This is a genomic window from Frigoribacterium sp. CFBP 13605, from assembly GCF_014839405.1.
Lineage (GTDB): Bacteria > Actinomycetota > Actinomycetes > Actinomycetales > Microbacteriaceae > Frigoribacterium.
This window is the reverse complement of sequence record NZ_JACYNS010000001.1, coordinates 187,789-201,742: the sequence shown is the minus strand read 5'-3', so window position 1 is coordinate 201,742 and position 13,954 is coordinate 187,789. Positions and strand designations below refer to the sequence as shown.

At 67.4% G+C, this 13,954-nt stretch carries 12 protein-coding genes; 8 read left to right on the top strand and 4 right to left on the bottom strand.

Going from position 1 to position 13,954, the window contains the following annotated elements; all coding sequences use genetic code 11:
• The first annotated feature begins 9 nt into the window (after positions 1–9).
• The 3 genes from hisD (at position 10) to IFT36_RS00935 (ending at position 2,935) form a co-directional block, all read left to right on the top strand.
• Positions 10–1,320: a histidinol dehydrogenase gene (hisD, locus tag IFT36_RS00945; RefSeq protein WP_200412199.1), complete on the top strand. Its 1,311-nt coding sequence runs from the start codon at positions 10–12 to the stop codon at positions 1,318–1,320.
• A gap of 83 nt (positions 1,321–1,403) precedes the next feature.
• A complete protein-coding gene (gene nrdR / locus IFT36_RS00940) occupies positions 1,404–1,886 on the top strand; it encodes a transcriptional regulator NrdR (RefSeq protein ID WP_054146163.1) in 483 nt (160 codons plus the stop codon).
• Positions 1,883–2,935, top strand: a complete 1,053-nt coding sequence (locus IFT36_RS00935) for a quinone-dependent dihydroorotate dehydrogenase (RefSeq protein ID WP_307784991.1) — start codon at positions 1,883–1,885, stop codon at positions 2,933–2,935. Before nrdR ends, IFT36_RS00935 begins: the two co-directional genes overlap by 4 nt.
• 87 nt (positions 2,936–3,022) lie before the next feature.
• On the opposite strand, the gene IFT36_RS00930 is transcribed toward IFT36_RS00935, so the two are convergent.
• The gene (locus IFT36_RS00930; RefSeq protein WP_056045052.1) at positions 3,023–3,601 is read right to left on the bottom strand and encodes a DUF3043 domain-containing protein; all 579 of its coding nucleotides are present in this window, start codon (positions 3,599–3,601) and stop codon (positions 3,023–3,025) included.
• Positions 3,602–3,642: 41 nt separating this feature from the next.
• On the opposite strand from IFT36_RS00930, the gene IFT36_RS00925 reads away from it, so the two are divergent.
• The 5 genes from IFT36_RS00925 (at position 3,643) to IFT36_RS00905 (ending at position 8,871) form a co-directional block, all read left to right on the top strand.
• A complete protein-coding gene (locus IFT36_RS00925; RefSeq protein WP_056045053.1) occupies positions 3,643–5,058 on the top strand; it encodes a dipeptidase in 1,416 nt (471 codons plus the stop codon).
• A 131-nt stretch (positions 5,059–5,189) separates the two neighbouring features.
• Positions 5,190–5,552, top strand: coding sequence for an iron-sulfur cluster insertion protein ErpA (gene erpA, locus IFT36_RS00920; RefSeq protein ID WP_043594936.1), 363 nt, complete (start codon positions 5,190–5,192; stop codon positions 5,550–5,552).
• 243 nt (positions 5,553–5,795) lie between these two features.
• The gene (gene ctaC / locus IFT36_RS00915) at positions 5,796–6,692 is read left to right on the top strand and encodes an aa3-type cytochrome oxidase subunit II (protein WP_431521884.1); all 897 of its coding nucleotides are present in this window, start codon (positions 5,796–5,798) and stop codon (positions 6,690–6,692) included.
• 11 nt (positions 6,693–6,703) lie between these two features.
• Positions 6,704–8,449, top strand: coding sequence for an aa3-type cytochrome oxidase subunit I (ctaD, locus tag IFT36_RS00910; RefSeq protein WP_082460211.1), 1,746 nt, complete (start codon positions 6,704–6,706; stop codon positions 8,447–8,449).
• A 5-nt stretch (positions 8,450–8,454) separates the two neighbouring features.
• Positions 8,455–8,871 carry a cytochrome c oxidase subunit 4 gene (locus tag IFT36_RS00905; protein ID WP_054146161.1) on the top strand — a complete coding sequence of 139 codons (417 nt, stop codon included), beginning with the start codon at positions 8,455–8,457 and terminating at the stop codon, positions 8,869–8,871.
• Positions 8,872–10,356: 1,485 nt separating this feature from the next.
• Here the strand turns inward: IFT36_RS00905 and qcrB are convergent.
• From qcrB to qcrC, 3 genes are read right to left on the bottom strand one after another with little or no spacing between them, the layout of a single operon-like run.
• Positions 10,357–11,967, bottom strand: a complete 1,611-nt coding sequence (gene qcrB, locus IFT36_RS00900; protein WP_043595069.1) for a cytochrome bc1 complex cytochrome b subunit — start codon at positions 11,965–11,967, stop codon at positions 10,357–10,359.
• Between the two features lie 47 nt (positions 11,968–12,014).
• Positions 12,015–13,082 (bottom strand): cytochrome bc1 complex Rieske iron-sulfur subunit, encoded by a 1,068-nt coding sequence (gene qcrA / locus IFT36_RS00895; protein ID WP_043594939.1) that lies wholly within the window; start codon positions 13,080–13,082, stop codon positions 12,015–12,017.
• Positions 13,083–13,119: 37 nt separating this feature from the next.
• Positions 13,120–13,935: a cytochrome bc1 complex diheme cytochrome c subunit gene (gene qcrC / locus IFT36_RS00890; RefSeq protein ID WP_056045057.1), complete on the bottom strand. Its 816-nt coding sequence runs from the start codon at positions 13,933–13,935 to the stop codon at positions 13,120–13,122.
• Positions 13,936–13,954: the final 19 nt, after the last annotated feature.

Here is a 13,954-nt window from a genome sequence, read left to right as displayed (position 1 = left end):
GGACGGGCCATGATCCAGACCACAGATCTGCGCGGTCTCGCGCCGACCCACGCCCAGCTGCTCGACCTCGTCCCGCGGTCCCACGCCGACGTCGGGGCCGCGACGGACGCCGCCCGGCGTCTCGTCGACGACGTCCGCGAGCGGGGTGCCGCTGCCCTTCGTGATCAGGCGGCACGTTTCGACGGCGTCCGCCCCGACACCCTCCGCGTCGCGACGCAGACCATCGACGACGCCGTCGCGGCCCTTGACCCCCTGGTCAAGGAGGCGCTGGTCGAGTCGATCGCGCGTGTCACCCAGGCCAGCCGCGCCCAGGTCCCGGCGCCCACCACGACCCGCCCGGCGGCGGGGGCGACGATCGAGCAGCGGTGGCAGCCCGTCACGCGGGCCGGCGTGTACGTCCCCGGCGGCAAGGCCGTGTATCCCTCCAGCGTCGTCATGAACGTCGTCCCCGCACAGGTGGCGGGGGTGTCGTCGATCGCCCTCGTGTCGCCCGCGCAGCGCGAACACGGCGGGGGAGTGCACCCCGTCATCCTCGGTGCCGCCGGCCTGCTCGGCATCGACGAGGTCTACGCGATCGGAGGTGCCGGAGCGATCGGCGCGCTCGCCTACGGCGTTCCCGAGCTCGAGCTCGAGCCGGTCCAGGTCATCACCGGTCCCGGCAACAACTTCGTCGCCGCCGCGAAGCAACTCGTGCGCGGTCGTGTCGGCATCGATTCGGTGGCCGGTGCGACCGAGATCCTCGTCATCGCGGACGACTCGGCGGACGCAACGTTGGTCGCCGTCGACCTCATCAGCCAGGCCGAGCACGACGAGGAGGCCTCGGCCGTCCTCGTGACGGACTCCGCGCCCTTCGGCGAGGCCGTCGTCGCCGAACTGACCAGGCTCGTGCCCCGCACCCTCAGCGCCGCCCGGGTCCGGACGGCCCTCTCCGGTCGGCAGTCGGCGGTGGTCCTCGTCGACGACCTCCGGCAGGCTGCTGCCTTCAGCAACGCCTACGGCCCCGAGCACCTCGAGGTCCAGACCCGTGACGACGACGCGGTCCTGGCCGACATCACCGATGCCGGAGCGATCTTCGTGGGGCCCGACACGCCCGTCAGCCTGGGTGACTACCTCGCCGGGTCGAACCACGTCCTGCCCACCAGCGGTCAGTCGCGCTTCTCGTCGGGGCTCGGGGCGTTCACGTTCCTCCGACCACAGCAGATCGTCCGGTACGACGCCGAGGCCCTCGGTGCCGTGGCCGAGCGGCTCGTGGCGTTGTCGAACGCCGAGCTGTTGCCCGCCCACGGCGAGGCCGTCGCGGCTCGGTTGTCGCGCCCCTGAGCCGGGCGGGGCCTCCGCGATCCGGTGCTCAGGTGGCCCTGGCGTCCGACGTCGAGCCCGCCGTCCGATAATCTGGCCACACCATGTTCTGCCCCTTCTGCCGCCACCCCGACTCACGAGTCGTCGACTCCCGGACCAGCGACGACGGCACGTCGATCCGACGTCGGAGGCAATGCCCCAACTGCGGTCGTCGGTTCAGCACGACCGAGACCGCGAGCCTCAACGTCGTGAAGCGCAACGGCGTCCTCGAACCGTTCAGCCGCGACAAGATCATCTCGGGTGTCCGCAAGGCCTGCCAAGGGCGCCCGGTGACGGATGGCGATCTCGCCGTGCTGGCACAGAAGGTCGAAGAGGCCGTCCGGGCGAGCGGTGCGTCGCAGATCGAGGCGAACGACATCGGTCTGGCCATCCTCCCTCCGCTCCGCGACCTCGACGAGGTGGCCTACCTCCGGTTCGCGAGCGTCTACCAGGCCTTCGACTCGCTCGAGGACTTCGAGGCCTCGATCGGACAGCTGCGCGAAGAGCACGCGTCCCGGCCGCTCTCCACCCGATCGGTCGACGAGTGAGGACCCCGTACCGCGTCCTCTTCGACGTCGTCTTCGCGAAGATGGACCCCGAGGACGCCCACCACCTCGCCTTCCGGGTCATCAAGGCGATCCCCAAGCTGGGCCTCGCCGGCCTCGTCGGGCGCTTCACGGCCCCGGCCCCGTCCCTGGCGGTCGACGCACTCGGACTCCACTTCCCCTCGCCGTTCGGTGTCGCAGCCGGTTTCGACAAGGACGCCAAGGGCATCGCCGGCCTCGGCGCTCTCGGGTTCGGGCACGTCGAGGTGGGGACGGTGACCGCTCGACCGCAGCCCGGCAACGATCGACCTCGTCTCTTCCGACTCGTTCCGGACCTCGCCGTCGTGAACCGCATGGGGTTCAACAACTCCGGGGCCCACGCGGCGGCCCTCGAACTCAGCCGGGCTCGGTCGGCTCCGTCACGGCCCGTGATCGGCGTCAACATCGGGAAGAGCCGCGTCGTCGACGTCGACGACGCGATCGACGACTACCTGGCCAGCACGCGCCTCCTGGCTCCTCTGGCGGACTACCTCGCCGTGAACGTCAGCTCGCCGAACACCCCGGGGCTCCGCGGGTTGCAAGAGCTCGAGAGGCTCGCTCCACTCCTCGAGGCCGTGCGCGACGCCGCCGGGCACACTCCGGTGTTGGTCAAGATCGCTCCCGACCTCGACGACGACGGCGTTCGTCGGATCGGTGCCCTCGTCACCGAGCTCGGCCTCGCGGGCGTCATCGCGACCAACACGACGGTGTCCAGGGAAGGCCTCGCCACCGAGGGGGCGGTCGTCGAGGCCGCCGGAGCCGGCGGTCTGTCGGGTGCCCCGCTCGCCGTCCGGTCGTTGGAGGTCCTCAAGCTGGTCCGTGAGTCCGTCCCGAGCGGCATGTGCGTCATCTCGGTCGGTGGGGTCTCGAGCGCCGCCGACGTCGACGCGAGGCTCCGGGCCGGGGCCACGCTCGTGCAGGGCTACACGGCGTTCCTCTACCGAGGGCCCCTCTGGGCCCGACAGGTCAACCGGGGGCTCGTCGCCCTGGATCGGCGTCGACGCATCACCTGACGAACCACGCGGTCGGCGAGGTCGAGAACGCGAAACGGCGCCACCCACCGGGGGTGACGCCGTTCGTCGTACGGGGAGCCGCGTCCGCTACGCGGTCGGGTACTCGCCGCGCTTGACCTGCGGCTTCGGCAGGCGCATGGGCTTGAGCTGCATCGCGCGCATCGCCGCGTACCAGCGGTTGCCCTTCCGGACGTTCTCCGCGCCGTACTTGGCAGCGAGCTTGCGGTTGACGCTCCGGCCGACGATCAGGCAGTCGACGACGGCGAGGGCGAAGAATCCCCACAGCACGAGCAGGGTGATGGACTGGATGGCCGCAGACTGCACGAGCGTCATCGCGATGACGACGACCATGATGGGGATCATTGCTTCGCCGACGCTGTAGCGGGCGTCGACGTGGTCGCGGATGAAGCGGCGCTGCGGCCCCTTGTCGCGGTCGGGCAGGAAGCGCTCCTCGCCGTTCGCCAAGCCGACGCGGGCGCGGTCACGCTGTTCGGCGAGACGGGCCCGCTGGGCCTTCTGGGCTTCTTTGCCCGAGGCCACGAGGGGCCTCTGGTTGGCGGCTTCGCGCTCGCGTCGCGTGGGCGTCGGGCGACCCTTGCCGACCGCGGTCGACTCGGGCTCGGCGACGGTGGTCGTCTCGGTCGTCTTGCTGTCTGGCTTGGCCACGGGAGATCCTCAGGGTTGTCCGAGTTCCTAAGATTACCTGCATGAGCGACTCGCAGCATCCCGTCCGACCGACCGATCCCCGTACTGTCAGCGAACTCGCGGAGGCCGTGCACGCCGGTCTACCCGCGACGATCGCCGACCTGGGTGCCCTCGTGCGGATCCCTTCCGTCTCGTGGGACGCCTTCGACCCCGAGCACGTGAGACGTAGTGCCGAGGCCGTGGCCGCCCTGGTCGAGGGGACGGGCCTCTTCGACGAGGTGACCGTGAGCCGGGCGCCGATCGGCGAGGGCGGCCCCCTCGGCCAGCCCGCCGTGCTCGCCCGACGCCCGGCCCGCGAGGGCAAGCCGACCGTCCTCCTGTACGCCCACCACGACGTGCAGCCGCAGGGCGACGACGCCGACTGGGACACCCCTCCGTTCGAACCGACCGTGAAGGGCGACCGGCTGTACGGGCGTGGGGCGTCCGACGACAAGGCCGGCGTGATGACGCACGTCGCGGCGCTGCGCGCGGTGCACGAGGTGCTCGGAGACGACCTCGGTGTCGGCGTCTCGTTGTTCATCGAGGGCGAGGAGGAGTTCGGTTCCCGCTCCTTCGCCGACTTCCTCGTGCAGCACGAAGACGAGCTCCGTGCCGACGTCATCGTCGTGGCCGACTCCGACAACTGGAGCACGACCGTCCCCGCCATCACCGTGGGCCTGCGCGGCAACGTGACCTTCCGCCTGACCGTCCGCACCTTGGCCCACGCCTCCCACTCGGGCATGCTCGGCGGCGCCGTCCCCGACGCCATGCTGGCCATGGTCAAGCTCCTCGCGACCCTGCACGACGACGACGGCAGCGTCGCCGTCGCCGGGCTGACGAGCCGCGAGGCCGACCACCCGGAGCAGAGCGAGCAGCAGCTGCGCGACGAGAGCGGCCTGCTCGAGGGGGTGACCCCCATCGGTCGGGGACCGATCCTGAGCCGGGTGTGGTCGCAACCGTCGATCACCGTGACGGGCATCGACGCCCCGTCGGTCGCCAACGCGTCGAACACCCTGAGTCCCGAGGTGTCCGTCCGCATCAGCGCCCGCATCGCTCCCGGGCAGACCGCCGAGGACGCCTACGCCGCTCTCGACGCGCACCTGCACGCGCACGCACCGTTCGGCGCCCACGTCCAGATCGACGACGTCGACCGGGGTGACCCCTTCCTGGTGGACACCACGGGCACGGCGATCGCCGACGCGACCGTCGCGATGACCGAGGGGTGGGGCGAGGCCCCGGTCCAGACGGGCATCGGCGGGTCGATCCCGTTCATCGCCGACCTCGTGCGCACGTTCCCCGAAGCCCAGATCCTCGTGACCGGCGTCGAGGACCCCGACACCCGAGCGCACAGCCCGAACGAGTCCCAGCACCTCGGAGTCCTCCACCGGGCCGTCCTCAGCGAGGCGATCCTGCTGGCGCGCCTCGACGCGAGGGGCTGACCGGTCCGCCCGCGCCTCCCCACCACCCGCGACACCCGGGGAGGCGCGGGTCCGGAACAAAACGAGGCCTCGGCTGCTTACACTGGTCGACGACGAGTGCCCCGCACTCGACCCGGCCCGAAGGAGGCACCATGACCGACATCGCAACCGCTCCCGTCGACGCGAAGGCGCACGGCGTGACGATCACGTCCACCGCCGCGGACAAGGTGAAGAGCCTGCTCACGCAAGAGGGGCGCGACGACCTCCGCCTTCGCGTGGCCGTCCAGCCCGGTGGCTGCTCGGGGCTCATCTACCAGCTCTACTTCGACGAGCGCATGCTCGACGGGGACGCCACCGTCGACTTCGACGGCGTCGAGGTCATCGTCGACAAGATGAGTGTCCCTTACCTCGACGGCGCAGCCATCGACTTCGAGGACACCATCCAGAAGCAGGGATTCACCATCGACAACCCCAACGCACAGGGCAGCTGCGCCTGCGGCGACAGCTTCCACTGATCGTCGAGGGGCTGCTCCGGTCGTCGAAGGACGACTCCGGGCCGTCCGTCGCGGGGGAGCCGGCGTCACCGAGGGGACCATCCGACAGGGTGGTCCCCTCGGTCGTACCACGACGGTTCTCGCTCGACGTCGAGAGGCTTCCGGCGCGTGCCGTGCGTTGGGGAGGCGAACCTGCGAGTAAGCTAGGCAGGTCCCCGTCAACACTGGGAACACCCCCACTGTCGTGTCATCCGAGAGGTAACAGTGCGTTCTAACCGCCGTCTTCGTTGGGCTGCCGCCCCCATGGCAGTCGTCCTGGCTCTCGTGCTAGCGGGGTGCACCACCGACCAGCTCCAGGGGTGGCTGCCCACCACCGCGGGCACGACCAACCACGTGGACCGTGTGATCGGACTCTGGGTCACCTCGTGGATCGTCCTGCTGATCGTCGGCGTGATCGTGTGGGGCCTGATCATCTGGGTCTGCGTCGCTTACCGGCGTCGCAAGGGCCAGACCGGCCTCCCGGTCCAGCTTCGCTACAACATGCCGATCGAGATCTTCTACACCGTCGTCCCCCTGATCCTCGTGCTGGGCTTCTTCGCCTTCACGGCCCGCGACCAGGCCGCCATCGAGGCACCCACCGCGAGCCCCGACGTCAAGATCGACGTCTACGCCAAGCGCTGGGCGTGGGACTTCAACTACATCGACCAGCAGAACGAAGACGAGAGCGTCTACTACCAGGGCATCCAGGCGCAAGAACTGGGTGACGGCACGATCGACGAGAGTCAGCTCCCCGAGCTCTACCTCCCTGTCGGCAAGACGGTGCAGATCGACCTCAAGTCCCGTGACGTGGCTCACTCCTTCTGGATCATCGACTTCCTCTACAAGAAGGACACGATCCCCGGCAAGACCAACTCGATGTACTTCACGCCCGAGAAAGAGGGCACGTTCAGCGGCAAGTGCGCCGAGCTGTGCGGCGAGTACCACTCGTTGATGCTGTTCAACGTCAAGGTCGTGTCGCAGTCCGAGTACGACCAGTACATCCAGACGCTCGATGCCGAGGGAAACACCGGCCTGCTGGGCGACCAGTACAACACCAACACCAACCAGCCCGGCACCGAGGCTCCCGCCAACGCCGCCGGCACCGAAGACTCCGAGAAGTAAGGCACGGTTCGATGAGCTCAGCCACCGCCACCCGTCCCACCACCGGCGGGACCTCGTCCGGTCAGAACTTCGGCGCCACGAAGGTCGGCCGCAAGGGCAACGTCGTCGTCAACTGGATCACGTCGACCGACCACAAGACGATCGGGTACATGTACCTGATCACGTCGTTCCTCTTCTTCTGCCTCGGTGGGGTGATGGCGCTCATCATCCGTGCCCAGCTCTTCGCACCGGGCCTCGAGATCGTGGCCACGAAAGAGCAGTACAACCAGCTCTTCACCATGCACGGCACGATCATGTTGCTCATGTTCGCGACCCCGCTCTTCTCGGGATTCGCCAACGTGCTCATGCCGCTGCAGATCGGTGCACCGGATGTCGCCTTCCCCCGTCTGAACGGCTTCGCGTTCTGGCTGTACTCGTTCGGCTCGATCATCGCCGTCGCCGGCTTCCTCACCCCGCAGGGTGCCGCATCGTTCGGCTGGTTCGCCTACGCACCGCTGAGTGACACGACGTTCTCGCCAGGGCTCGGCGGCAACCTGTGGGTCTTCGGTCTCGGCCTCACCGGCTTCAGCACGATCCTCGGTTCGGTGAACTTCATCACGACCATCGTCTCGATGCGTGCTCCGGGCATGACGATGTGGCGCATGCCGATCTTCACCTGGAACACCCTCATCACCTCCATCCTGGTGATCATGGCGTTCCCCGTGCTGGCGGCCGCACTCTTCGGCCTCGGGTTCGACCGCGTCTTCGACGCCCAGGTCTTCAACCCCGCGAACGGTGGCGCCATCCTCTGGCAGCACCTGTTCTGGTTCTTCGGTCACCCGGAGGTCTACATCATCGCCCTGCCGTTCTTCGGCATCGTGTCCGAGGTGTTCCCGGTCTTCAGCCGCAAGCCGATCTTCGGGTACAAGACGCTCGTCTACGCCACCATCTCGATCGCCGCCCTGTCCGTCACCGTGTGGGCCCACCACATGTACGTGACCGGCTCGGTCCTGCTGCCCTTCTTCTCGCTGATGACCATGCTCATCGCGGTGCCCACCGGCGTGAAGATCTTCAACTGGATCGGCACCATGTGGCGCGGTTCGGTGACGTTCGAGACGCCCATGCTCTGGGCCATCGGATTCCTCATCACGTTCACCTTCGGTGGTCTCACCGGCGTCATCCTGGCCTCACCCCCGCTCGACTTCCACGTGTCCGACACGTACTTCGTCGTGGCTCACTTCCACTACGTGGTCTTCGGTACCGTCGTCTTCGCGATGTTCTCCGGGTTCTACTTCTGGTGGCCGAAGTGGACCGGCAAGATGCTCAACGAGCGTCTCGGCAAGATCCACTTCTGGATGCTGTTCGTCGGATTCCACACCACGTTCCTCGTGCAGCACTGGCTCGGCGTGATGGGCATGCCCCGTCGCTACGCCACCTACCAGCCCGAAGACCACTTCACGTGGATGAACCAGCTCTCGACCATCGGCGCCATGTTGCTCGGTGTCTCGATCCTGCCGTTCCTCTACAACGTCTACATCACGGCTCGGCGTGCGCCCAAGGTCGAGGTCAACGATCCCTGGGGTTACTCTCGCTCGCTCGAGTGGGCCACCTCGTGCCCGCCGCCGCGACACAACTTCACGTCGATCCCGCGCATCCGTTCGGAGTCGCCGGCATTCGATCTCAACCACCCAGAGGCCGGACTCCCCGTCGGCATCGGGCCGGTGAAGGATGCCCCTGACGCCCCCACGTACGACGCGTCCAGCGAGAAAGTGAAGTAGACCTGATGAAGACCAACGCGACGCTGTTCTGGATCCTCGCGATCTTCTTCTTCCTCATGTGTGCGGTTTACGTGCTCTGGAGCCTCCTCGACACCGGTCAGGTCGAATGGGCCGGTACGCTCGGCATCGGTCTGGCCGGCATGCTCGGAGCATTCCTGGCGTTCTACATGGGTCGCTCGCACGCGACCCAGGGAGGCGAGCTTCCCGAGGACCGTCTGGACGCCAACATCGACGACGGTGACCCCGAGATGGGCTTCTTCAGCCCCTGGTCGTGGTGGCCCATCATCTTGGCCGCCGGTTGCAGCCTGATCTTCCTGGCGCTGGCCGTCGGCATGTGGATCATCTACATCGGTGCGGCCCTGACGGCCGTTGCCTTGGTCGGCTGGGTCTACGAGTATTACCGCGGAAACTTCGCACACTGACATCACTGCTCTCTCGAGTGTGAAGGGCGTCGGTCTTCGGGCCGGCGCCCTTCGTCATGTTGGCAACAGGAGTGGTGGCCAGAGGTGAGGGGTGCGAGTCTGAACCGGTGGGCGGGCCGCCGGGCGTCTCGTCCTCGCGTCCGGGACAGGCCGCCCTGGGCCGGTCCAGACGATCAGTCTGGACCTCTTGTGAGCGATGCTTAGCCGCTGGCCGCTGGCCGCTGGCCGCTGGCCGCTGGTTGCTGGCCGCTGCCTACGGGCCGCTGGCCGCTGCCTAAAGGCCGCTGGCCGCTGCCTACGGGCACCGCTGGCCGGTGGCCGCTGGCCGCTGGCCGCTGGCCGCTGCCTACGGGCCCCTGGCCGCTGCCTATGGGCCGCTGACTGCTGGTCGGTGCCAAGCGCTGGTAGGCAAGCGCCGGTAGCCGGAGCTTTTCTGTGGCAGTGCCTGGGCCTGGCCCTGCGCCTGTGCTGTCCCTCTGGCTCCGCATGCGTCCGTACCGGAGGCGACGGTACAGGATTCCCTTGCTCCACGCGGCTGGCTTGGGTTCGGCCGCAGGGCCGGGTTTCGTTCATCAGGGTGTCCTCCGGGGCCGCGGTCGCTCCTGGTGCTGGTCGACGCGCGGTCCTGAGACGCGGCGACGCGGCCAGGAGTGGGAGGTAGGCGCCATGGCCCTGAGGCTCCGGACGACGTGAGTGAGGCTGGGGGAGTGCTGCCCGAACCACGGTTGACGTTCTCGCCGAGCCGGGTGTGGCTCTGGATCTCGTAAAGCGACCGATGCATCGTCGGCTGTCCGGGCCAGGGAGAGGCGGCTCAGGGACGTATATAGGCTTCCTCGGGGGGTGCCGTCCTGACGGGGAACGTGGGCCTTGTCGCTGGGGACGACAGCGCCTGTGTGGTCGATCGTGACGGACTCACGCGGTCGCCGGCTGGGGATGGTGAGCACGCCCCTCGACGGAGCTGACATCGGTCCTCCGCGCCCGGAGCGAGTGGTGGGCGAGCAAGGCAGAGTCATCCTAGGGTTCGCGTGGAGTGGACACAGGGAGGACACGAGGAAGAGTCCGGACGGTGATCGCCACTGCCGACCGTTATATGCGCTCAACCGAGGGTGTGACGTCGTGGCTGAGAAGCTGGCCGCAGGCCGCGGTGATGTCCCGATCACCGTGGCCGGGATCACTGTGTCAACTCCGTACAGGACTGGAGGAGTCATCATAGTCAGGTACCACGCAGCATCCTTCGGAGGAGGCCCGCTCGTGCGGTCGGCCGGGATGTCTCAGCCTCGACGGTTCTGAGGGAGATGCTGTCGCGGCGTCTCGACACTCGATCCGATGACGTCCAGAGGGTTGTCGCCGGAGATCCCATCTCACCCAACGGTTGGACTCGTCGGCTGCGCGAGCGTGGGCCGACTGAACTGCCGTTCGCCACCCCGGGAACGCCGAAGGCCCGGCCGCACACGATGTGCGACCGGGCCCAGGGGCTAACGAAGGTCAGTGTCCTTCGTCGTGGTGCGATGCCTCGATCTCGGAACGCTTCACCGGGGCGATGCGGTCCTCGAAGAAGAACGACGACGCTGATGCTCGGGCCCGCTGCAGAGCGGTGATCTTGCCGTTGGCGTTCGGTCGGACCATGAGGGGCTCGTACTCGTTGAAGTCGAGCAAGCGCCAGCGCTCGTACTCGTCGAGCTGCTCGTGCACCTCGATGTACTCACCACCCGGCAGGCGAACGATGCGTCCCGACTCGTAGCCGTGGAGGGCGATCTCACGGTCCTTCTTCTGAAGGGCGAGGCAGACCCGCTTCGTGACCCAGAAGGCGATGAAGGGCCCGATGATCAGGGCTGCCTGGCACGCGTGGATGACGTAGTTCAACGACAGGTGGAAGTGCGTCGCCATGATGTCGGAGCTCGCCGCTGCCCAGAGGCTGGCGTAGAACACGATGCCGGCGGCGCCGATCGCGGTGCGCGTCGGAGCGTTGCGAGGCCGGTCGAGGATGTGGTGCTCGCGCTTGTCGCCGGTCACCCAGGCCTCGAAGAACGGGTACAGCAGGACGACGACGATGAAGAGACCCAGGACCGTGATCGGCACGAGGATGTTCATGGAGACCGTGTAACCGAAGGCGACGAACTCCCAGCCCGGAGGAACGAGTCGGAGGGCGCCGTCGGCGAAACCGATGTACCAGTCGGGTTGCGTACCTGCCGACACGGGGGAGGGGTCGTACGGGCCGTAGTTCCAGATGGGGTTGATCGTGAACAGCGAGGCGATCAACACGATGACGCCGAAGACGATGAAGAAGAATCCACCGGCCTTCGCCGCGAACACGGGCATGACGGGCACGCCCACGACGTTCTGGTTCGTCTTGCCGGGGCCGGCGAACTGCGTGTGCTTGTTGATGATGAGCAACAGCAGGTGCACGCCCAGGAGGGCGATCAACAGTGCGGGGAGCAGCATGATGTGCAGCGAGTAGAACCGGCCGACCATGTCGGTACCCGGGAACTCTCCACCGAACACGAGGTACGAGATCCAGACGCCGATCACGGGGATGCCCTTGATCATGCCGTCGATGATGCGGGCACCGTTGCCGGAGAGGAGGTCGTCGGGAAGCGAGTACCCGGTGAAGCCCTCGGCCATCGCGAGGATCCAGAGCGTGAAGCCCACGACCCAGTTGATCTCGCGGGGCTTGCGGAACGCGCCGGTGAAGTAGACGCGCAGCATGTGCAGCATGATCGCGGCCACGAACAGCAGTGCGGCCCAGTGGTGGATCTGGCGGAACAGGAGGCCGCCACGGATGTCGAACGAGATGTCGAGCGTCGAGGCCATGGCCGCCGACATGTTGAGGCCCTTGAGCGGAACGTACGAACCGTTGTAGTTGACCTCAGCCATCGAGGGCTGGAAGAAGAACGTGAGGAACGTGCCCGAGAGCAGGATCACGACGAACGAGTAGAGAGCGACCTCGCCCAACATGAACGACCAGTGGTCAGGGAAGATCTTTCGACCCACCTCTTTGACCAAGCCGGACATGCTCGTGCGCTCGTCGATGTAGTTGGCCGTCGCGCCGAGGAATTTGTTCGTCTTCGTCGGTGCGAAGGCAGGGGCCTTGCCGATGTTCTCGGACGTGGCCGGTTCGGCACCGTGTGCCGGGGTGGTGGTGATCACTTTTCGCGCTCCCAGAAGCTCGGGCCCACAGGTTCGTGGAAGTCGCTCTGCGCGACGAGGTACCCGTCGGCGTCGACAGTGATGGGCAGCTGCGGCAGGGGGCGCTTGGCGGGCCCGAAGATGACTTCGCAGTTGTTCGTCACGTCGAACGTGGACTGGTGGCAGGGGCAGAGCAGGTGGTGTGTCTGCTGTTCGTAGAGGGCCACGGGGCACCCGACGTGCGTGCAGATCTTCGAGTAGGCGACGATTCCGTCGTACTGCCAGTCTTCGCGTCCCTCGGCCGGGTTGAGGTCTTCCGGCTTCAGGCGCATGAGAAGGACGGCCGCTTTGGCTTTCTCTTCGAGCAGGTGTTCTGATTCGTTGAGGTTCTCGGGGATGACGTGGAACACGGAACCGAGGGTGACGTCCGACGCCTTGATGCGGGTCCCGGAGGGGTCGGCGGCGAGGTGCATGCCTTCTTCCCACAAGGTGTGGCGGAGGACCGCGTTGGGGTCTTCCGCAGGTGCGAGGTCGCGGAACAGCACCACGGCGGGGAGGGGCGTCGCGACGAGAGCGCCGATCAGGCTGTTGCGGATCAGCGAACGACGACCGAAGCCGCTCTCGTGGTTGCCCAGTGCGAAGACCTCGACGGCCTTCTCACGCGTCGGCTCGGAGCCACGCGTGTCGTGGCGCATCTCGGTGATCTCTCGCGCCGGCATGAGGGTCTTGGACCAGTGCACCGCACCGATTCCGACGGACAACAGACCGAGGGCGATCCCGAGGCCCAGGAACAGGTTGTTCAGGCGGACCGAGCCGGAGTCACCTGACGTGATCGGGAAGGCCACGTACGCGCCGATGGCCGCGATGCTGCCGACGATCGACAGGAAGAAGAACAGGCTGACCTGACGCTCCGCACGCTTCTCGACCTTGGGGTCGATGTCGGTGACGCGGTCGCGGTGGGGCGGTTCACCCGGGTTCTGGAACACGTCGGACGTCACGACCGCCGTGCCGGCCGAGACCTGTCGAGGCTCGCGCTTCTCGACAGCCGAGCCCGCCGTGGGGGCCTCGTCGTCGTGCTCTGCCATTGATTCTGCCTTTCGTGAAGTACGGAGAGAACGCGGGTCAGTTCGACCGGGCGGTCAGCCAGATGGTGATCGCGACGATCGCACCGAGCCCGAAGATCCAGATGAAGAGACCTTCGGCGACGGGGCCGAGGCTCCCGAGCTCGAATCCACCCGGCGACGGGTTGTTCTCGACGTACTTGAGGTACGTGATGATGTCGGCCTTGTCTTGGGGCGACAGGTTGAGGTCGTTGAAGACCGGCATGTTCTGCGGGCCCGTCTGCATGGCCTCGTAGATGTGGTGGGCGGTGACGCCGTCGAGTGCGGGGGCGAACTTGCCCTGGGTGAGCGCGCCACCCGCACCGGCCACGTTGTGGCACATGGCGCAGTTGATGCGGAACAGCTCGGCGCCGTTGGTCGTGTCGCCGTCGGCCTGGAGCAGCGACTCGTCGGGGATGGCCGGACCCGGGGCGAGGGAGGCGACGTAGGCGGCCATGGCGGCGACCTGCTCGTCGGAGAACTGCGTGGGCTTCTGTTCGGCCTGAGGACCGTTCACGGCCATGGGCATGCGACCGGTGCCGACCTGGAAGTCGACCGAGGCCGCCCCGACGCCGATCAGGCTGGGACCGCTGTCGGTGCCGGCGGCGCTCAGACCGTGGCAGGTCGCACAGTTCGAGGCGAAGAGCTTCTGACCCTCGTCGATGCTCTGCTGCGACGTGGCGGTGGCGCTGCTCTCGTCTGCCGAGGCGGTCGAGGAGAAGAGCGCGTAGGCACCGCCCGTGGTGAGCAGACCGACGAGCAGGAGGGAGGCGGTGGCGACGGGGCCGCGACGGCCGGCCTTCTTGGTGCGTCGGGAGGACGAGGTTCTGGAGAACATGCTGTGCAGACGATCCAAT